Source organism: Nonomuraea sp. GTA35, from assembly GCF_041950525.1.
Classification (GTDB): domain Bacteria; phylum Actinomycetota; class Actinomycetes; order Streptosporangiales; family Streptosporangiaceae; genus Nonomuraea.
The window spans coordinates 1-18,524 of sequence record NZ_JBGNUV010000026.1 but is presented as its reverse complement, the minus strand read 5'-3'; the positions used below and the strand labels follow the sequence as shown (position 1 = coordinate 18,524).

Below are 18,524 nucleotides of genomic sequence, written 5' to 3'. Positions count from 1 at the left end.
GGGGTCTTCGACGTGTGAGGGGCTGGGCGCCCGCCGCTTAGGCGCCGGGGCGGAGCGCGCCGGTGAACGTGCGCCGCCACCATGAGGCGAGCTGGTCGACGCGGACCCGGCCGCCGGTGCGGGGCGCATGGACCATCCGGCCCCGGCCGATGTAGATACCGACGTGGCCCCGGCCGTAGAAGTAGATCAGGTCCCCGGGGCGGAGCCCGTGCCAGGAGACCCTGCGGCGGATGAGCGCGTACTGCTGGAAGGTGGTGCGGGGGATGCGTACGCCGGCGCGGCGCCAGGCGTACTGGGCGAGACCGCTGCAGTCGAACGAGCCGGGGCCGGTGGCTCCGAACCGGTACGGGTCGCCGACCTGTGCGGTGGCCACCCGGACGGCAACGATGGCCCGCATCTGCTGGGCGGTGGCTGCGCGGTTGTGGGCTTGGGCCGGGTGGGCGAGGCAGAGTCCGCTGAGGGTGGTCACGGTAGCCGCGACCAGGCGCGCGGTGCGGCCGCTCACCCGGCCCTCCGTCTGCTGGCGATGTCCATGATCGGCTCCTCCGTCTACTCGTAGTCGGCCTGCTCGGCCTGATAACCGTCCTCGGCCGCCGGGTCGAGCCGAGGGCCGCCGCGCCACGAGACGACGCGGCCGGCGTGGTGGTCGAGCAGCCGCTGACGGACGGTCCGCAGCAGCCGACCGACCCTGGTGCCGGCCGGGTAGCGGTCGATGTGGCGGTCGAGCCACTGCACCGGCGACTCCCACGCCTCGCCGAACACGAAGTTCGCGGTGGTGAGGTGGCCGCCGATGTAGCTGCACTCGGGGGCGGTGACGGCCCATCGGCCGCCGTCGGCGAACACCCGCTCCCCGGCCTCGGCCGCGGCAGTTACCAGGGCCGCGGTGTGGGCGCGTGTCAGGTGGGTGAGGCGGACGGTTGGGTGTAGTGGGAGGGGGCCGATGTTGGGTCGGGTCATCGAAGGCTCCTTGAAGTGGGTGGGCTGGGCCAGGGCGCGGCGGGCCCGGACGAGGGGGGACCGCCGCGCCGATGCTCGGCTAGAAGTCGTCGTAGACCGATAGGCAGTTCGGCAGTTTGGAGCCCTTGGCCTTGCACGCGTCGTAGATGGCCTTGGTGACCGTGACCTTGGTCGTCTTGCCGTCGTGCTTCACGGTGAGCTCGTAGTGGCGGGTCGTCCTGCCCTCGGGGCCGGTCTGCCAGGTGCGGGAGGTGTCCACGGTGCCCGTGACGTTCGGGTGAGCGGGTGTCTGCGCGGTGGGCTTGCACGCGGTGAGGGCGGCGAGGCCGAGGACGAGCGCGGCCAGCGCGGTGATGCGGGCGAGCGCGGTCCAGTTGGTTCCCATGTGGGTTCCCCGTTCTGATCGTGATGTGGGTGTCGGTCGGTCCAGGGGCACCGGGGCCGGGTTGGTGGCTCAGGCGGCCTGGGCGGACACGGTGGCGGTGAGGATGGCGACGGCGGCCCGGTGGTAGCAGGCGTACTTGCCGCGCAGTCCGGCCGGGCAGGTGCAGCCGGAGGCGTGCACCAGGTAGGTGGTGGAGCCGTCCGAGCTGACGGCGCTGAACATGCCGGGCCGCGACCTGCGGACGATGCCGCCGTCCTCGATGAGGGCGCGGGCCTTGTCGATCGCAGCGGGCTTGAAGCCGCCCAGGGAGGGAGCGGCGAGGGTGATGATCCACCGGCCGCTGACCTTGGCGGCGTTGAGCTTGCCCTGCTGGGCCCGCCGCTGGACGGTCCGGACGGAGACGCTGAGTGCGCTGGCGGCCTCGCGGGTGCTGACCTGGATCTCCATCGTTCCCCCTGGGGTGGTGCGCTCTTGCTATGCCCATCACGTTAGGCCCAACAAGTTAGGCATGTCAAGCGTGTTGGGCCAACTGGACTCGGCCCAACATGCCTGGCAGCATTGAGGGATGCCTGAGCCCATGAGCGACAGCGAGATCCGCCAGATCATCGCCGACTACGACGACGACCTCGACAAGGCCATGCAGCGCCGCGACGAACGCCTACGCGCCGCCATCGCCTCCGGCCGGCGCCAGGCCGACCTGGTGCGCATCACCGGGATGAGCCGCGAGGCGATCCGCCAGGCGCTCAACCCCGAGATTCGCGAGGCCGTACGCGTCGCCCGCGCGGCGAAGAGAGCAGGGCAGAACCGGTCAGTGGCGGACGAGTGACATCTCCACCGACCGGCGCAGCTGCTCTGCCGCGTACCGTACGACGCCGAAGACGACGAGGCGGACGGGCGTGCTAAGGCTTGCTGACCAGGGTGCCGCCGAGGACGGACCGGGCCGTGTTCAGGGTGACGCGGTCGTCGTGGTTGATGGTCCAGTTGCGGCCGGTCAGCAGCAAGACGCCGATCCCGAGAGACTCCTCGAACTCAACTTGAGCCTGGACGTCACCCTCACGCTCGTAGATCGACACCACGAGATCGCCCTGCTGGCAGGATCCCCGGTCCTTAGCGCCGATGGCGCGTGCAATCGGCTTGTAGTCGTCGCAGGCGATGCCGGCAGCCCTGAGTTTTGTGACGACGTCGCGGGGTGAGGTGTAGCTGCCGCCGTCGGCGGGCGGCGCGGCGGACCTGCTGGTGCCTGTATTCGTGGGCGTGTTCGCCGTGGTGATGCCGCATCCGGCGGCGAGGAGCATGGCGGCCAGGGCGAAGGCGGCGGGACGCATGGGTTACTCCTGGGGTGGGGGCGGCCACGTCTGGATAGCTCAGCGTATTGCGGTCGTCACGGAAAGGTCCGGTTGTCGTCACATTCGCCTTGGTTCAGGCGGGCTGGCCTTACAGGTGGGAGTTCCCGCTGGACGGCCAATCGGCCGTCTTGACAAAATCGCGAATCTTTCTCGAACTGCCGGTGGCAGGTCTTACAAAGCGAGATTCTCGTTATGTGGACGCCCAACGCATCAGCCCCCCACTGCGCCTGCGGCGCCTGGGCCGCATCCTGCGCGACTTGCGCACTCGCGAGCAGATCACGCTCGCCCAGACCGGCCGGTGCCTCGGCTGGAGCACGGCCAAGGTCGGCCGTATCGAGGCCGGCCAGACCCGGCCCTCGCCGGCGGACGTGGCCGCCAGCCTTGATCTGTTCGGCGCGTCGGACGAGGTGCGGCGCACGTGCATGGCGCTGGCGGCTCAGGCGGCGGCCCGGCCGTGGTGGGCTCCCTATCGCAGAGTGCTGGGTGAGTACGTCGCCTTGGAGACCGAGGCCGAACTGGTGCGGTCCTGGCAGCCGCAGCTCGTCGAGGGTCTTTTGCAGACGGAGGCGTACGCCAGGGCGTTGATGGTGGCCTCGCTGCCCGAGGCCACCGGTTCGGAGGTGGATCTGCGGGTTCGGGCGCGGATGGCGCGGCAGCGGCTGCTGGCCGGTGGTGATCCACTGGTGCTGTCTGTGGTCCTGGCCGAGGACGCGCTGCGCGTGCCGGTGGGCGGTGCCCGGGTGATGGCGGCTCAGATGACTCACCTGGTGGAGGTCGCACAGTGGCCGAACGTCACGCTCCGGGTTCTGCCGCGCCGGGTAGGTGCTCACCCCGGCATGAGCGGAGCGTTCGTTCTGTTGTCCCTGGCGCAGGACCCTGTGAGCGTATTCGTGGAAGGAGCACCACAAGAGATCGTGACCGATGAGGTCGCTCTCGTCCGGGGCTACGAACGGCGTTTCCACTGCTTGTCGGCATCCGCCCTGACCGCCGAAGATTCTCTGGAGATTCTCGGCCAGATCGCAAGGGAGCTTGAACGGGATGCTGACTGATCGATGGAGGAAGAGCAGCTTGTCCGGTAGTACCGGAGGAGGCTGCGTGGAGGCGAGATTGGCCGGGGGCTCCATCGAGGTGCGCGACAGCAAGGCACGTGGGGCCGGCCCGGTGCTGACCTTCACGGTGCGCGAGTGGAGAGCGTTCCTCGGAGGGGTCCCGCTGGGGGACTTCGATCTTCCGAGGGATATCGGAGCGTAACGGAGTCGACAGCATGAAAGCGGCGGCGGGCGATCAAGATCTGCGCCCGCCGCCGCTTTCATGCATGCTCTGTGCTGTCAATTTGTGCTGTCACCCGGTAGATCCAAAAGCCCTACCGGGGCGTGTTTTCCCAGGTCAAACTATGGTGCCCCCGGCAGGATTCGAACCTGCGGCACCCGCTTTAGGAGAGCGGTGCTCTATCCCCTGAGCTACGGAGGCGGACTCCCGTAAGCCTAGCGAAAGTTTGGCACTGTGTGCGACGTGGGCCCGCCGTCAGTTTCCCGGGCTTGGTTATGGCTGCTCTGAGCTGCGGTAAAGGCATGACAAGTGATCAGATTCTTGCTCATCGTGCCCGGATACCGTCTGGGGCTGTGACCAGGAGGCGATGCGCGCAGGCCCGTCGGCGGCCCGTTGTGCTGTTTGGGGCGTTGCTGGCGCCGGCGATTCTTGCGGGAGGGTTGCTGGCGGGGGAGATGCGCGGGCTGGAGGAGGGCGTCGCGAGCGCCGGTACCGGTACTGGTCCCAGCACTGGTAACGGTGGGGATGGGGCGGTGGGGCTGGCGTTCGAGCCGGTGTTGGTGCCGGCGCCTGCTCGGCCTGAGCGGCGGTATGCGGCTGCGATGCCTTCGCCTGTGCGTGAGGTGCCTGAGCGGGTGCCGAGGGCGGGGGTTGAGGAGAGGGTTCCGAAGGCTGTCGAGGAGGAGCCTGTTACGCCGGCGCCGGTGCGGACGCAGGGTGGGTGTCCAGGGGAGTGGGTCGATACCTGGCTGTGGGAGTTGTGCCGGGATCGGGAGCAGGAGGCGGCTGTTGACAGCTGGTTGCCTGGGATTTGAACCGATGGTGAGCGGTGGGGCGTACTGACCTGTGTGGGTTGTTTGTGTGGGTGCGCTGCCGGTCGTGGGGATGGTGGTCGGCGCGGGGTCAGGGGCTTGCGCTGTGCTGCTGCTCTGGAGGGTGAGCTCGGCGGGGGTGCTGGGTGAGGGCGTTTTGGTGGGTACGGGGCGTGGCTCGCTGCGCAAAGTGGGTTATTTGTCTCATAACAGCTCTTCGGAGTTCGGTCCGGGCACTCGGGGGGCTGTAGTAACGTGCGTGCCTGACCAGGGTAACGAGATTGCAAACGGAGGAGTCGAACGTGCCAGCCCCTCGATCAGCGGGTCTGATCGCGGTCGTCATGGCGGTGGCTTCTCTGCTCGTGCCCTTGGAAGGCGTGCCGGCGCAGGCTCAGGTACGGGTTCAGCAGGCCCAGCAGGGAGCCGTGCAGCGGGATCCGTCCAACCTGACTGAGCTGCGCAAAGAGGCCGAGCGGTCGGCCAAGGAGCTCGAGGACGCCACCAAGGCGCTGGAGAAGCGGCGGGCCGAGATCGCGGCGTCCGAGAAGGAGCTCAAGAGCAAGCTCACCTCCCTGCAGGAGCTAGAACGGCGGCTGGCCGTGATGCGGCAGCCTGTCTCCCAGATGGCCGAGCTGCTGTATCAACAGCCGTTCATGGCCGGGGGCATCCTGCCGTATCTGTCCGGGAGCGCGGATGAGAAGACGCTGCGCGCGCTGATGGATGCTAACCAAATTGTGGCCGTGCGGCAGCAGGCTGTCGAGCAGACGAGCGCCTTGTACAAGGAGACCGAGCGGCTGGCCGGTGAGGCGCAGGAGCTGCGGGCCGGGAACTTGCTGGCCGAGGCGCAGCTGGCCGTCGAGGTCGAGACCCTGCGGCAGCGGTCGGACAAGATTGTTAAGTCGCTGACTGCGGCGCTGGTGAAGCTGGGGATCAAGATTGACAAGGTGGGGCGGGCGGCGCTCGGGTGCAATCCGCTTCGGGCGGCTACGGCCGATCAGTATCCCAACGGGCTGATTCCCAAGGGCATGCTCTGTCCGTTGCAGCAGAAGGGGTTCAGTCTCAGGGCCGATGCCACGATCGCCTTCGTCAGCCTCAACGAGGCTTATCGGCAGCGGTTCGGGAAGCCCATGTGCGTGACCGACGCGTACCGGAGCCTGGCCGAGCAGCAGTCGATCTACTATCGGCGGCCGGGGTTCGCGGCGGTGCCGGGGCGGAGCAACCACGGGCTCGGGCTGGCTGTGGACCTGTGTGGTGGAGTGGAGAGGGCCGGGTCCGCGGAGTTCGTGTGGATGGAGAAGAACTCCAAGAGGTACGGGTGGTTCCACCCCTCCTGGGCCTACAGCAGCCCGTTCGAGCCGTGGCACTGGGAGTACGACCCTAAGATCGACAAGCTTCTCTGAGGCATTCCCCTTTAGATCAGCGGCTCCACGTCCGCGCTGCAGAAGGCGCAGCGGGAGGCGGGCTTGGGGATCTCCGACAGGCATTCGGGGCAGTCGCGGGTCTTCGCCTCGATCTTGGCGGCGGTGCGCTCCTGGTAGTGCGTGTACGGCTTCACCACCAGGAAATAGATCACCGCGGCGACCATCAGGAACGAGACGATCGCGTTGATGAGGTTGCCGTACATGAAGTTGGACTGGCCGATCGTCACCTTGAGCGAGGAGAAATCGGGCAGGCCGCCGAACGCGGAGATCAGCGGAGTGAGCAGGTCGGCCACGAACGACTGCACGATCGCGTTGAAGGCCGCCCCGATGACCACTGCCACGGCCAGGTCGATGACGTTCCCCTGCATGAGGAACTTCTTGAATCCACTCATGACAAGGAATCGTAGCCGAATGATTACTGTAAGTTAGTTCTGATGGTCAGCGAGAGGCGGGCGTGGGCTTGGGCGGTGGCCAGGTCTGCTGCTTGCGTGGGGGTCGTGGCCAGGACGATCAAGGTGCCGTCGTCTGTGTCGTGGGTCGTCTGTGATGGTGGTTTCGGGATCGACAGGACCGTGGTGTCCTGGGCGAGCTGGCGGGCCGGGGCGCCCTGGTCGTAGGCGGCCAGGAGGGTGATCGTGGAGCCGGGGGAGATCAGGGCCGCCGCGGCGGCGTCGGCGATGCGCACGGGGGTGGCGACCAGGCCGGGTGGGAGGCGGTAGGAAGCGAGGAGGCGGACGTCGGTGAGGGGCTCGCCCCTGCGCATGGGGGTGGCCAGGGTCTGGCCTGCCGGGATCGTGCGTACTGCTCCCGCGGGTGGAGGGGTGAGGGCCGCCGGGCGGAAGTCGGCCGGGTTGAGCGGGCCGGGGGACAGGTCGCGGGAGGCCACCAGAACCGTGGGGGCGGAGCCGGCGGGGCGGGTGGCGATGAAGGCCGCGATGACGGAGACGGCGGCGAGCGCCGCCGCTAGGAGGCGGCGGCGACGGCCGTGGCGTGAGAGCCAGGTCCGGATCATGGCAACTCGAAGGGGAGCTTGATGCCGTCCAGGGCCGAGCCGCAGGGGCAGGTGCGATCTTCCGGGAGGGACTGGACGGCCTCTGACACCAGGGTGCGCATGCGGGTGACGTTCTGGGCGAAGAACTCCAGCACCTCGTCGTGGGTCACGCCCTGACCGGCTTCCACGCCGGCGTCATGGTCGGTCACGAGGGAGACGGACGTGTAGCAGAGCGCCAGCTCGCGGGCCAGGAGCGCCTCGGGGAAGCCGGTCATGCCCACGATGGACCAGCCGTTGCCCGCGAACCACTGCGATTCCGCCCGTGTCGAGAAGCGCGGGCCCTCGATGACCACCAAGGTGCCGCCGTCCACCGTTTCCCAGCCGCCGGCGCGGGCTGTCGCCACGGCCGTGGAGCGGCCCGTCGGGCAGTACGGGTCGGCGAAGGAGACATGGACCGCGCCGTCGATGTCGTAGTAGGTCTGGGCGCGTCCGGAGGTGCGGTCCACGAGTTGGTCGGGGATGACGATGGCGCCGGGGCCGTACTCGGCTCTCAGCGAACCTACGGCGCTGGGTGCGAGCACCTGGCGCACGCCGAGCGAGCGCAGGGCCCAAAGGTTGGCGCGATAGGGGATGCGGTGCGGCGGGAAGCGGTGATCTCGCCCGTGTCTGGGGATGAACGCCACGGAACGCGAGCCGATGCGTCCGACCGTGACGACATCGCTCGGGGGGCCGTAGGGAGTGGCGAGCTCGATCTCCTCTGCGTCGTCGAGCAGGGAGTAAAAGCCTGAACCGCCGATGACGCCGATATCTGCGCGAGTGACCATGGCGCAGAGAGTAGCCGGAGCGGTGGTGGGTGAGGCGAACGCGAACGGCGTTCTGTGGATAACCCGGCCGGGCGGTGGTGGGCTGTGGACAACCTGATTGCAGAGAGTGGGTACACCAGTACGAAGAGTAGGATCGCCGCATGCGGCAACAGGGGCTCGGGCTCATCATCCTCGCGCTCATGCTCGGCATGCTGCTGGCGGCGCTCGATCAGACGATCGTGTCCACGGCCCTGCCGACGATCGTGAGCGACCTCGGCGGGCTGGAGCGCCTGTCGTGGGTCGTGACGGGTTACCTGCTGGCCTCGACCGTCTCCACGCCGCTCTGGGGGAAGCTCGGCGATCAGTACGGGCGCAAGAGGCTGTTCATCGGAGCCATCTGCATCTTCCTGGCGGGGTCGGCGCTTTGCGGGCTGAGTCGGAACATGGGGGAGCTCATCGCCTTCCGCGCCGTTCAGGGGCTTGGCGGGGGCGGGCTGATGGTGCTGGCCCAGGCGATCGTGGGGGATGTCGTCTCCGCGCGGGAGAGGGGGAGGTACCAAGGCTTCTTCGGGGCGGTCTTCGCCGTCTCCAGCATCGTGGGGCCGCTGCTCGGCGGGGTGTTCGTCGACCATTTGTCGTGGCACTGGGTGTTCTACGTCAACCTGCCGCTGGGGGCGGTGGCGTTGTGCGTGATCGTCGCGGTGCTGCCGGGGGACGACACGCGTACCAAGCACACGATCGACTACGCGGGTGTGGTGCTGCTCGGCGCGGCGACCTCGTGCCTGGTGCTGATGACGACCTGGGGCGGCACGACGTACGCGTGGAGCGATCCGCTCATCCTGGGGCTGGCGGGGGCGGCGGTGGCCCTGCTGGCCGGATGGGTGCTCGTCGAACGTCGGGTGGCCGAGCCGGTGCTGCCGCTCGGGTTGTTCCGGGTGAGGGCGTTCGCGATGTCGTCGGTGGTCGGGTTCGTGGTGGGTTTCGGGATGTTCGGGGCGCTCACGTACCTGCCGCTGTTCCTGCAGGTGGTGCATGGGGTCGGCCCGACCTTGTCGGGGGTGTACCTGCTGCCGATGATGGCCGGCATGCTCACCATGTCGATCGTGAGCGGGCAGATCATCTCGAAGACCGGGAAATATCGCTTCCTGCCCATCACGGGGACGGCTGTGGCGACCGTGGGGATGTTCCTGCTCGCGACGCTGACGGAGGGGAGCAGCCTGCTCGCGATGGGGGTCTATCTGCTGGTCCTCGGGGTGGGGCTGGGGATGACCATGCAGGTGCTGGTGATCGTGGTGCAGAACGCGGTCGACTTCAAGGATCTCGGCGTGGCCACGTCCGGGGCCACGTTCTTCCGGTCGATCGGAGGGTCGTTCGGGGTGGCGACCTTGGGGTCGGTGTTCTCGGCCACCTTGAACGACGACCTGCGGGAGGCGCTGCGTGGCGTGCGGCTGCCGCCTGGGTTCGATCCCGGGAGGATCCAGGAGGATCCGACCGTCATTCAGCGGCTGCCGCGGGGGCTGGCGCAGGGATTTCTGCATGTGTACGCGGATGCGATCGCGGCGGTCTTCCGGGTGGCGGCACCCGTGATGTGCGGGGCGTTCCTGCTCAGCTGGTTCATACCGCAGGCGCGGCTCAGGGAGACGACGAAGGCGGCGGACCTGGGCGAGGGGCTGGGAGCCACGTCCGCGGAGCGGTCGTCGCTGGCCGAGGTCGAGCGAGGGCTGGTACGGCTGGCCGATGCGGATCTACGGCGCGGCTATTACGACCGGCTCGGGGCGTCGGCCGGGTTGGACGGGATCTCGCCGCAGGGGGTGTGGGTGCTCGCCAGGCTGGGCGGCGAGGGGTGGGTGAGGGCTGACGAACTGGCCGAGCGGGCCCGAGTGAGCAGGGAGTACGGGCGGCCGTACGTTGATCAGCTCGTGGCGGTGGGGCTGGTACGGCGGTCGGACGATGGGGACGCGTTGCGGCTCACGAAGGAGGGGGAGGAGGCTGCCGTACGGCTCCTGCGGTGTGCATGCGAGGGGCTCAGGCGGCTGGTGGCCGATTGGGGGCCGGATCCGCAGCTCGAACGGCTCGTCGACCGGATCGCGCCGGAGTTGCTCGGTGCGCCGGCCGATCGGCCTCCCTAGGGGTGCAGGTCCTCTGATGGGGATGAGCAGGGACCCGCAGGTGCCGTGGGGTGCGGGCCTGGAGGGGCGCGTGGTCGGGTGGGTGTTGGACCGCGCGAGCGCCTCAGGTGGGTGCGCGCCATCGCATGTCGCGGTGTGGCGTCGTAGGTGGTGTGGGGTGCGTGCGCTTGTGTTGCGGGGCCGGCGGCGGTGTGGGTGTGTGTGCTTGTACGGCGGGGCCGGCGGTGGCGTGGGTGCGTGTGCTTGCGCTGCCGGGCCGGCGGCGGTGTGGGCTGAGCGCTGTGTGCCGCGACCTGCTTCCGCCGGGGGCCGGGACGTTCCTGGGCGGGTGCCGCGAACGACAGCACGCCCACGTGCTGCTCGGGCGTCGAAAGCCGAGCACACATCACCGCACGTTCTTGTGGGTGAGCAGCGTGAACCGCAGCACGCCGCATGTGCTGGATGGGTGCCGCACACCAGGGGGCAGCGGCACGCCGTACGTGCTGGTTGGGTGCCGCATGCCCAGGAGGGCAGCGGCACGCCGTATGAGGCACGGCTCCGCGTCTCGCGGAAGCCGCGCGCTTCAGCTGGACGCGGCGGCCGGAGCGGGCGTCGTGGTCGAGCTGGACGACGAGCTCGAGTCCGACGACTTGCTCTCCCCCGACTTCGACGAAGACGAAGACGAAGACGCGGTCGAGGACGACGAGGTCGAGGACGACGAACGGTTGTCGGTCTTGTAGAAGCCAGAGCCCTTGAACACGATGCCGACCGCGGAGAACACCTTCCGCAGGTTGCCCTGGCAGTTCGGGCAGACCGTCAACGCATCGTCGGTGAACTTCTGGACGACTTCGAGCTGGTCACCGCAGTCGTTGCAGGCGTACTGATACGTCGGCACGCGCTCCTCCTTAAACAAGCTCTAGCACTCGAGCGATGCGACTGCTAATGGTAACCGATAGGGTCAAACACCTATTCCAACCCCCGCTCTCCGTACCATCCGGCCAGCTTCCCGCTGCGGCTGACCGCGCGCAGGCGGCGTTCGACCTGCTCACGGCAGGAGGCGGTGGTGACCACGAGAAGCTGGTCGTCCGCCCGGATGCGGGTGGTGGAGGCGGGCACGAAGGATTTGCCGTCGCGTACGACGAGGGTGACCTGGGCGCCGGCGGGCAGGCGGAGCTCGAAGATCTCCACGCCGTGCAGCAGGGAGCCCTGCGGCACCTTGACCTGCAGCAGATCGGCCTTGAGCTCCTCCAGCGGAGCCGATTCCACGGAGAGGTCGTGGGCCTCGCCGGGCGCGGACACCCCGAGCACGCGCGCCATGAACGGCAGCGTCGGCCCCTGGAGCAGGGTGAACACGATGACGATCACGAAGACCTGGTTGAAGAGGTGTTTGGAGCCCTCGACGCCGGCCGCCCAGGGGATGGTCGCGAGCACGATCGGGATCGCGCCGCGCAGCCCCGCCCACGACAGGAACGCCTGGTCGCGCCAGTTCACCCAGCCCAGGCGCAGGGCCCAGGCCAGCGCCGAGCTGACCACGACCGAGAGCGGGCGGGCGAGGAGGACCAGGATCGTGCCGGTGATCAGACCCGGGATGATGGCCGACGGCATCTCGTCCACGTCGGCCAGCATGCCGAGCATGACGAACAGGCCGATCTGCGCCAGCCACGCGGCGCCCTCCGCGAAACCCCTGGTCGCGGCCCTGTGGGGGAGGCGGGAGTTGCCCAGGACGAGCGCCGTCAGGTAGACGGCCAGGAAGCCGGAGCCGTGCAGCAGCACCGCGCCGCCGTACGAGACGAAGGTGAGCGCCAGCACGGCGATCGGGTACAGGCCGGAGGCGGGCAGGGCGACGCGGCGCAGGGCGTACGCACCCGTGGGGCCGATGGCGAGGCCGACGGCCGCGCCGATGATCAGCTCGACGGACGTCTCCAGGAGGAACGTTCCCAGCGTCGCCTGGGAGTGGGACGCGCCGCTGAGCAGCACCACGGCGATGACCGTCGGGGCGTCGTTGAAGCCGGACTCCGCTTCCAGCACCCCCGCCAGGCGCGGCGGCAGCGGCAGCCTGCGCAGCACGGAGAAGACTGCCGCGGCGTCGGTGGAGGCCAGCACCGCGCCGAAGATCAGCGCGGTGGTGCCGTCGATGCCGAGGATTCCCTGGACGAGCAGCGCCACCACGACGATGCTGACCGTCACGCCGACGGTCGCCATCACCAGGGCCAAGGGGACGGAACGCCGCACATGGGACCAGTTCGTGGTCAGACCGCCCTCGGCGAGGATCACCGCGAGCGCCGACAGGCCGATCTGCTGGGCGAGCTGCGGGCTCTCGAACGGGATCCCGAACCCCGAAGGCCCCAGCGCCAGCCCGAAGCCGAGAAAGATCAGCAGGCTGGGCAGGCCGGTGCGATGCGCGAGCCGTACGGACGCGATGGCCGCGATGACGATCGCGGCACCGACGAGGAGCCAGAGATCAAGCGTCATCTGGCTCCTCTCTCGTACCTGCGTTCACATCAGCCTAGTGAGTCCGGCAGGCGTCATGGCATAGCGGACCGCGCGGTCATGGGGTTCCGACGGGACGTCGTCGATCAGTTCGCCGTCGTGCAGCAACGCCACGGTGGGGACGTTCGGGCCGACGCGGGCAAGGGCGCGGTCGTAGGAGCCGCCGCCGCGCCCCAGGCGGATCCCCGTCCGCCGGTCCACCGCCAGGGCGGGCACGATCACGAGCGCGGCCGTGCGCACGGCGTCCACGCCGCGGCGCGTGTCCACCGGTTCCATGATCCCGAAACGGCCGGGGGCGAGCGTGTCCGGGCCGTCGTACACCGCCCAATCCAGGTCGTTGTCGTCACGCAGGACCGGGAGGATAACGGTGGCTCCATGTTTCCAGAGAGCGAACACGAGCCCGTGCGTCTCCGGCTCCGACCCCGTTGACCAGTAGCAGGCCACCAGCCCGGCCATCTGGACCCAGGGTTGTTCGAGCAGGGTTTCGCGGACCTTGATGGCGTTTGCACGCAGTTGCTCGGGGGAGAGGGAGGTACGCGCCGCGCTCAGCTCGCGGCGCAGGTTCAGCTTGTCCACAGGTCCCTCCACTAGGGTCTACTCATGGCTGACTTCGACCCTGTGACGAAAGCCGTCGTGCCCGCCGCGGGTCTGGGCACCCGGTTCCTCCCGGCGACCAAGGCGACACCCAAGGAGATGTTGCCCATCGTCGACAAGCCCGCGATCCAGTATGTCGTCGAGGAGGCCGCCTCCGCTGGGCTCCTCGACGTCCTCATGGTCACCGGCAAGAACAAACGCTCGATCGAGGACCATTTCGACCGGGCGTTCGAGCTGGAAGAGGCCCTCGAGGCCAAGGGCGACGAGCACCGGCTGTCCCAGGTTCGCGAGCCCGCCTCGCTGGCGACCCTGCATTACGTACGGCAGGGCGAGCCGAAGGGGCTCGGCCACGCGGTGCTCTGTGCCAAGCATCACGTCGGTGATCACCCGTTCGCCTGCCTGCTCGGTGACGACCTGATCGACCACCGCGACCACCTGCTGCGGCGCATGATCGAGGTGCGTGACACGTTCGGGGGGAGCGTGATCGCGCTGATGGAGGTGCCCAAGGAGCAGGTCTCGCTGTACGGCGTGGCGACCATCGAGGCGACCTCCGAGGAGGACGTCGTCCGCGTGACGGACCTCGTGGAGAAGCCGCCGGCCGACGAGGCGCCGTCCAACTGGGCGATCATCGGGCGTTACGTGATCGATCCGGCGGTCTTCGAGGTGCTGGAGAAGACCCCGCCGGGGCGTGGCGGGGAGATCCAGCTCACCGACGCGCTGCGGACGCTCGCCTCGCGCGGCTCCGAGGAGGGCGGGCCGGTGCACGGCGTGCTGTTCAGGGGACGGCGCTACGACACGGGCGACAAGCTGGACTATCTGCGGACCGTGGTGAAGTTCGCGGCGGACCGCCAGGATCTGGCGCCGGAGTTCGTGCCGTGGCTGCGGGAGTTCCTTGATGAAATCAGTTGACGCGCATCTGGCCGAGATCCTGGCCACTGTACGTCCGCTGGCCCCCCTTGAGCTGGAGCTGGAGCAGACTCTGGGGACGACGCTGGCCGAGGACGTGTCCTCACCGGTGCCGTTGCCGCCGTTCGACAACTCGGCCATGGACGGGTACGCGGTCCGGGTCGAGGACTTGTCGGAGATCCCGGCCACCTTGCCGGTGATCGACGACGTGGCGGCAGGGTCGCTGGAGCTGCGGGCCGTGGGGCCGGGGCACGCCGTACGCATCATGACCGGCGCTCCCCTGCCCGCCGGGGCCGATGCCGTGGTACCGGTCGAGTGGACCGACGGCGGCACCGTCTCCGTACGCATCGATCGCCGCGCCGAGGCCGGCAACGCGATCAGGCGGGCCGGGGAGGACGTGCAGACCGGCGAGGTCGTGCTGAAGGCGGGCACCGTGATCGGGCCCGCGCAGCTCGGGATCATCGCCGGGGTGGGGCGGCGGCGCGTCTGGGCGCGGCCGCGGCCCAGGGTCGTCGTGATCTCCACCGGCGCCGAGCTGGTCGAGCCGGGCGGCACCCTCCAGCCCGGCCAGATTTGGGATTCCAACAGCTACACCCTGACGGCGGCCGTGCGGGAGGTGGGAGCCGAGGGCTTCCGCGCCGGGTCCGTCGGGGACGATCCGGGCATGTTGCTCGACCGGCTGGACACGCACCTGGTGCGCGCCGACGCGATCATCACCAGCGGCGGGGTGTCGATGGGCGCGTACGAGCCGGTCAAGGAGGCGCTGTCGCCGCTGGGCACGGTCCGGTTCGAGAAGGTGGCGATGCAGCCGGGGATGCCGCAGGGGTTCGGCGTCCTGGGGGACGACCAGGTGCCGATCTTCGCGCTTCCTGGCAATCCGGTGTCGTCCTTCGTCTCGTTCATGCTGTTCGTCCGGCCTGCGCTCGCCAAGATGCGCGGGCTGCCCAGTGGGATGCCCGAGACGGTCACCGCGCGGACCACCGGGCCGTTGCGGTCGCCGTTCGGGCGGCGGTCGTACCTGCGCGGGGTGCTGGCGGCCGACGGCACGGTATCGCCGGCGCACGGTCAGGGATCACACCAGCTCGCCGCGCTGGCCTCGGCGAACGCGCTCATCGTGGTGCCGGAGGATGTGACCGAGGTGGAGGCGGGGGCTTCTGTGGAGGTGGTCCGGCTTTGAGCGAGCTGACGCATATCGACGAGACCGGGGCGGCGCGCATGGTCGACGTGTCGGCCAAGGACGTCTCGGCCCGCAGCGCCACGGCCACCGGGCGGGTGCTGCTGTCGGCCGAGACCGTGGCGTTGCTGCGGTCGGGGGAGGTGCCCAAGGGCGACGCGCTGGGGGTGGCGCGGATCGCGGGGATCATGGGGGCGAAACGCACGCCCGATCTGATCCCGCTCTGCCATCCCATCGCGTTGCACGGGGTGAAGGTGACCCTCGACGTCGAGGACTGGGGTGTGGGGATCACCTGCCGGGTCAAGACGGCCGACCGCACCGGGGTGGAGATGGAGGCCCTGACCGCGGTGTCGGTGGCGGCGCTGGCTCTGATCGACATGGTCAAGGCGGTGGATCCGGGTGCGGTGATCACTGAGGTGCGGGTCGAGGAGAAGCTGGGCGGGAAGACCGGCCGGTGGACGCGCGATCAGGCCTGAGAGGTTGACGGCGGGCAAGGGGTCACGGCGGGCGGGAGCCCGGTGCGTGGTGCGGTGGTGCGCTGATGGCCTGGAAGGGCGTGACCTGTCCTTGTGACGGGCTTGATAGGCGCGACCGACCACGGCTGGGGGCCGCTGACGGCTGGAGTGCCGCTGCCGGCGCCTGTACGGGCGCCGGCGGGCAGTCGGGCATGATGGGACGGAGATCGAGCCGGCGGGCGGAGGTCAGGGCCTGACCGGGGCGGTTGGAGCGGCAGACGGGAGCCGGGCGTGATGCGGGCGTTGGTGATTACGGTGTCCAACCGGGCATCGGCGGGGATTTATGAGGATAAATCCGGGCCGTTGCTCGCCGATCTGCTGCGGCGGGAGGCCGGGTGCGAGGTCGTCGACGGCCCCGTGGTGGTGGCCGACGGAGAACCGGTCGAGGGCGCGCTCCGTGACGGGGTGGCGGAGGGTTACGACGTCATCGTCACCACCGGCGGGACAGGGCTGACGCCGATGGATTTGACGCCGGAGGTGACGTCCCGGGTAATTTCTCGGGAAATTCCCGGCATTGCGGAGGCCATCCGGTTGGCAAATCGCGAAAAAGTGCCGACCTCCGTGCTGTCTCGCGGGCTGGCCGGACAGGCGGGCAAAACCTTGATCGTTAATTTGCCCGGTTCGTCCGGAGGTGTGCGTGATGGCGTGGCCGTGCTCGCTCCGATTCTGCGGCACGCTGTTGATCAAATGCGGGGAGGCGATCACCCGCGTTGACGGCGAATCCGATCGCCCTCCTTGAGCCGTGGCGACATCGTGCCCGATCGGGGGATGATAAGAGGTGTGGATCGACTTCGTGGCTGGCCGGTGATCTTGAACGAAGGTCAGGTGGGCCTCCGGCCGCTGCGGCTGAGCGACGTACGCGTGTGGCGCGAGACCCGGCTGCGCAACGCCGACTGGCTACGTCCGTGGGAGCCCAGCAACCCTGAGACGCCGCTGTTCAGGACCGGGCTGGGGCCGTATGTCTCGATGGTCGGCACGCTGCGCCGCGAGGCACGGCAGGGGCTGGCGCTGCCGTGGGTGGTGACGTACGACGGCCGGTTCGCGGGGCAACTGACCGTGGGCGCCATCGTGTGGGGCTCTGCCCGTTCTGCCCAGGTCGGCTACTGGGTCGACGGGGCGCTGGCCGGCAAGGGGATCATCCCCACCGCGCTCGCCATGGCCGTCGACCACTGCTTTTTCACCACCGGTTTGCATCGGCTGGAAGCGAACATCCGCCCCGAGAACCAAGCCAGCCGTAGAGTGGTTGAGAAGCTGGGATTCAGGGAAGAAGGCATTCGGCGTCGCCAACTTCACATCGACGGAGCCTGGCGCGACCACATTTGCTACGCGCTGACCGTTGAGGATGTTCCCGGCGGGCTGCTCGTGCAGTGGCGTCGCGCGCGTGAGTCAGCCGCTCACGGTGGGTCTCCCGTCGAAGAGGTTTGACGATCTCGCGACACACCGCACCGAATGCTCGTCAATCAGTGACACGCGGTCTTACGGTGCGTGACGTGAGCATATTGAAGGCGCGACGAACACATCCGCGTCTTCATGCTGCCTGGAGGTGGTCGTGAGCAGCGTCCTCCTCTATCTGGCCATCGTCGTGATGTGGCTATGCGTCCTCATCCCGATGTGGCTGCGCAAGGACAAGGCGAACCTCGCCGAGCTGGCCGAGCTCGAAGAGTATTACACCGGCGAGCACCAGCTCCCCGACCTCGACAACCTGGCCCCGCCCGATTCCGACGAGGACGACGAGACGCCGCCGGTGGAGGCCGAGAAGGTCGACGTCCGCCAGTTCCGCTTCCGGCGCCGCGCCATCATCGTGGCCCGCCGCCGGCGCCTGCTCTTCTTCACCGCCCTGCTGGTGCTGGCCTCCGTCGTGACCGCCGCGGTGAAGGTGATCCCATGGTGGGGCGTGGCGCCGTCCGTGGTCATCATGCTGGCGTACATGGCGTTCCTGCGCATCGCCGTACAGGTGGACAGGGAGCGCCGCGATCGCGCCCTTCTGGCGCGTGCTGAGCGGCTCCGGCGGCTGCGTGAGCAGCGGCGGGCCGCCGCGGAGGCGGAGGCGGAGATCATCGACCTCACGGCGATGCACTCGGACATTCTGTTCGACCAGTACGCCGAACCGCCCAAGCGAGCGGTGGGGGACTGAACGGGTGGCGCGAGGACTCTCGGAAGTTTGCTAATCTGGTCGAGTCCTAGGGGATGTAGCGCAGTCCGGTAGCGCACTTCGTTCGCATCGAAGGGGTCAGGGGTTCGAATCCCCTCATCTCCACCCAGGTCAAAGGCCACTTCCAGTGATCGGAAGTGGCCTTTTTGATCTTCTGAGTGACAAACTGAGTGACATGTTGGCGGGCTACGCGTCGTCGATGTTGTCGAAGATGCGGTCCATGGCCAGCGCGCCGGTTTGGATCACCGGCCGGATCTGGTGTCGATAGACAGTCTCGGTCACGGTTGTACTGGCGTGTCCGCACAGTTTTGCGATCTCGTCTATGGATAGGCCGCCGTCGTCGGAGAGCAGCGACACGAAGCTGTGTCGTAGCTCGCGTGGTGTCCACGCGTCGGCGTAGATGCCCTTGATGCCTCTGATGGCGTTGCGGAACTCTCGCCGTACGTTGTGTGCGTCAAGCGGTGTGCCAATGCGACTAGGGCGTGTATTTGGTTGTGATCAATCTGCGGGATCCGCCCTCGTTTCGGGGTCCGATCCGGTAGATCGTTTTGCGTGACGCGAGTGCAATTGACGGATGTGGAGTGGGAGTTCATCGAGCCCT

General features: G+C 68.6%; 23 protein-coding genes, 2 tRNA genes and 1 pseudogene. 13 read left to right on the top strand and 13 right to left on the bottom strand.

What is annotated here, in order from left to right; translation table 11 throughout:
• Positions 1-37: 37 nt before the first annotated feature.
• The 4 genes from ACBJ32_RS56080 to ACBJ32_RS56065 form a co-directional block, all read right to left on the bottom strand.
• On the bottom strand, positions 38-505 hold the full coding sequence (locus ACBJ32_RS56080; protein WP_375133796.1) for a C40 family peptidase: 468 nt from the start codon (positions 503-505) through the stop codon (positions 38-40).
• Between the two features lie 44 nt (positions 506-549).
• Positions 550-957 (bottom strand): hypothetical protein, encoded by a 408-nt coding sequence (locus ACBJ32_RS56075; RefSeq protein ID WP_375133795.1) that lies wholly within the window; start codon positions 955-957, stop codon positions 550-552.
• 79 nt (positions 958-1,036) lie between these two features.
• Positions 1,037-1,342, bottom strand: a complete 306-nt coding sequence (locus tag ACBJ32_RS56070) for a hypothetical protein (RefSeq protein WP_375133794.1) — start codon at positions 1,340-1,342, stop codon at positions 1,037-1,039.
• A gap of 69 nt (positions 1,343-1,411) precedes the next feature.
• Positions 1,412-1,789, bottom strand: coding sequence for a helix-turn-helix domain-containing protein (locus tag ACBJ32_RS56065; protein ID WP_375133793.1), 378 nt, complete (start codon positions 1,787-1,789; stop codon positions 1,412-1,414).
• Between the two features lie 118 nt (positions 1,790-1,907).
• Here ACBJ32_RS56065 and ACBJ32_RS56060 point away from each other — a divergent pair, with 118 nt between their 5' ends.
• Positions 1,908-2,168 carry a hypothetical protein gene (locus ACBJ32_RS56060; RefSeq protein WP_375133792.1) on the top strand — a complete coding sequence of 87 codons (261 nt, stop codon included), beginning with the start codon at positions 1,908-1,910 and terminating at the stop codon, positions 2,166-2,168.
• 73 nt (positions 2,169-2,241) lie between these two features.
• Here the strand turns inward: ACBJ32_RS56060 and ACBJ32_RS56055 are convergent, their stop codons facing one another.
• A complete protein-coding gene (locus tag ACBJ32_RS56055) occupies positions 2,242-2,667 on the bottom strand; it encodes a hypothetical protein (protein WP_375133791.1) in 426 nt (141 codons plus the stop codon).
• A 215-nt stretch (positions 2,668-2,882) separates the two neighbouring features.
• Here ACBJ32_RS56055 and ACBJ32_RS56050 point away from each other — a divergent pair, with 215 nt between their 5' ends.
• Positions 2,883-3,737 carry a helix-turn-helix domain-containing protein gene (locus ACBJ32_RS56050; protein ID WP_375133790.1) on the top strand — a complete coding sequence of 285 codons (855 nt, stop codon included), beginning with the start codon at positions 2,883-2,885 and terminating at the stop codon, positions 3,735-3,737.
• Positions 3,727-3,939 (top strand): DUF397 domain-containing protein, encoded by a 213-nt coding sequence (locus ACBJ32_RS56045; protein WP_375133789.1) that lies wholly within the window; start codon positions 3,727-3,729, stop codon positions 3,937-3,939. The genes ACBJ32_RS56050 and ACBJ32_RS56045 overlap by 11 nt, the downstream gene beginning before the upstream one ends.
• A 143-nt stretch (positions 3,940-4,082) precedes the next feature.
• Here ACBJ32_RS56045 and ACBJ32_RS56040 read toward each other — a convergent pair.
• Positions 4,083-4,158 (bottom strand) — tRNA-Arg (locus tag ACBJ32_RS56040).
• A 913-nt stretch (positions 4,159-5,071) separates the two neighbouring features.
• Between ACBJ32_RS56040 and ACBJ32_RS56035 the strand changes: the two genes are divergently transcribed.
• Positions 5,072-6,169, top strand: coding sequence for a D-alanyl-D-alanine carboxypeptidase family protein (locus ACBJ32_RS56035; protein ID WP_357886030.1), 1,098 nt, complete (start codon positions 5,072-5,074; stop codon positions 6,167-6,169).
• 11 nt (positions 6,170-6,180) lie between these two features.
• Here ACBJ32_RS56035 and mscL read toward each other — a convergent pair whose 3' ends face one another.
• Genes mscL through ACBJ32_RS56020 form a run of 3 tightly spaced genes read right to left on the bottom strand, consistent with a single transcriptional unit; the run spans position 6,181 to position 8,005 of the window.
• Positions 6,181-6,582 carry a large conductance mechanosensitive channel protein MscL gene (mscL, locus tag ACBJ32_RS56030; RefSeq protein ID WP_357886028.1) on the bottom strand — a complete coding sequence of 134 codons (402 nt, stop codon included), beginning with the start codon at positions 6,580-6,582 and terminating at the stop codon, positions 6,181-6,183.
• A 23-nt stretch (positions 6,583-6,605) separates the two neighbouring features.
• Positions 6,606-7,202, bottom strand: coding sequence for an RcpC/CpaB family pilus assembly protein (locus tag ACBJ32_RS56025; protein WP_375133788.1), 597 nt, complete (start codon positions 7,200-7,202; stop codon positions 6,606-6,608).
• Positions 7,199-8,005, bottom strand: a complete 807-nt coding sequence (locus tag ACBJ32_RS56020) for an S-methyl-5'-thioadenosine phosphorylase (RefSeq protein WP_375133787.1) — start codon at positions 8,003-8,005, stop codon at positions 7,199-7,201. The genes ACBJ32_RS56025 and ACBJ32_RS56020 overlap by 4 nt, the downstream gene beginning before the upstream one ends.
• Before the next feature lie 140 nt (positions 8,006-8,145).
• On the opposite strand from ACBJ32_RS56020, the gene ACBJ32_RS56015 reads away from it, so the two are divergent.
• Positions 8,146-10,113 (top strand): MFS transporter, encoded by a 1,968-nt coding sequence (locus ACBJ32_RS56015; RefSeq protein WP_375133786.1) that lies wholly within the window; start codon positions 8,146-8,148, stop codon positions 10,111-10,113.
• Positions 10,114-10,706: 593 nt separating this feature from the next.
• A complete protein-coding gene (locus tag ACBJ32_RS56010) occupies positions 10,707-10,832 on the top strand; it encodes a hypothetical protein (protein WP_375133882.1) in 126 nt (41 codons plus the stop codon).
• Between the two features lie 62 nt (positions 10,833-10,894).
• Here the strand turns inward: ACBJ32_RS56010 and ACBJ32_RS56005 are convergent.
• The 3 genes and pseudogenes from ACBJ32_RS56005 to ACBJ32_RS55995 form a co-directional block, all read right to left on the bottom strand.
• Positions 10,895-10,987: pseudogene (locus ACBJ32_RS56005) on the bottom strand (FmdB family zinc ribbon protein); the annotation flags it as partial.
• A gap of 71 nt (positions 10,988-11,058) precedes the next feature.
• Positions 11,059-12,564: a potassium/proton antiporter gene (locus ACBJ32_RS56000; protein WP_375133785.1), complete on the bottom strand. Its 1,506-nt coding sequence runs from the start codon at positions 12,562-12,564 to the stop codon at positions 11,059-11,061.
• A gap of 24 nt (positions 12,565-12,588) precedes the next feature.
• Positions 12,589-13,158: a 5-formyltetrahydrofolate cyclo-ligase gene (locus ACBJ32_RS55995; RefSeq protein WP_357886017.1), complete on the bottom strand. Its 570-nt coding sequence runs from the start codon at positions 13,156-13,158 to the stop codon at positions 12,589-12,591.
• A gap of 24 nt (positions 13,159-13,182) precedes the next feature.
• On the opposite strand from ACBJ32_RS55995, the gene galU reads away from it, so the two are divergent.
• The 7 genes from galU to ACBJ32_RS55960 all read left to right on the top strand — a co-directional run bounded on the left by galU (position 13,183) and on the right by ACBJ32_RS55960 (position 18,028).
• The gene (gene galU, locus ACBJ32_RS55990; protein ID WP_357886015.1) at positions 13,183-14,085 is read left to right on the top strand and encodes a UTP--glucose-1-phosphate uridylyltransferase GalU; all 903 of its coding nucleotides are present in this window, start codon (positions 13,183-13,185) and stop codon (positions 14,083-14,085) included.
• Entirely contained in the window at positions 14,072-15,259 is a 1,188-nt protein-coding gene (gene glp, locus ACBJ32_RS55985; protein WP_375133784.1) for a gephyrin-like molybdotransferase Glp, read from the top strand. Before galU ends, glp begins: the two co-directional genes overlap by 14 nt.
• Positions 15,256-15,732 carry a cyclic pyranopterin monophosphate synthase MoaC gene (gene moaC, locus ACBJ32_RS55980; protein ID WP_375133783.1) on the top strand — a complete coding sequence of 159 codons (477 nt, stop codon included), beginning with the start codon at positions 15,256-15,258 and terminating at the stop codon, positions 15,730-15,732. The genes glp and moaC overlap by 4 nt, the downstream gene beginning before the upstream one ends.
• Positions 15,733-16,005: 273 nt before the next feature.
• Positions 16,006-16,485, top strand: coding sequence for a MogA/MoaB family molybdenum cofactor biosynthesis protein (locus ACBJ32_RS55975; RefSeq protein WP_357886212.1), 480 nt, complete (start codon positions 16,006-16,008; stop codon positions 16,483-16,485).
• Positions 16,486-16,551: 66 nt separating this feature from the next.
• The gene (locus ACBJ32_RS55970) at positions 16,552-17,196 is read left to right on the top strand and encodes a GNAT family N-acetyltransferase (RefSeq protein WP_375133782.1); all 645 of its coding nucleotides are present in this window, start codon (positions 16,552-16,554) and stop codon (positions 17,194-17,196) included.
• 124 nt (positions 17,197-17,320) lie between these two features.
• Entirely contained in the window at positions 17,321-17,905 is a 585-nt protein-coding gene (locus ACBJ32_RS55965) for a hypothetical protein (RefSeq protein ID WP_375133781.1), read from the top strand.
• A gap of 49 nt (positions 17,906-17,954) precedes the next feature.
• Positions 17,955-18,028: transfer RNA gene (locus ACBJ32_RS55960), tRNA-Ala, on the top strand.
• Between the two features lie 81 nt (positions 18,029-18,109).
• Here ACBJ32_RS55960 and ACBJ32_RS55955 read toward each other — a convergent pair.
• Positions 18,110-18,394: a tyrosine-type recombinase/integrase gene (locus ACBJ32_RS55955; RefSeq protein WP_375133880.1), complete on the bottom strand. Its 285-nt coding sequence runs from the start codon at positions 18,392-18,394 to the stop codon at positions 18,110-18,112.
• Positions 18,395-18,524: the final 130 nt, after the last annotated feature.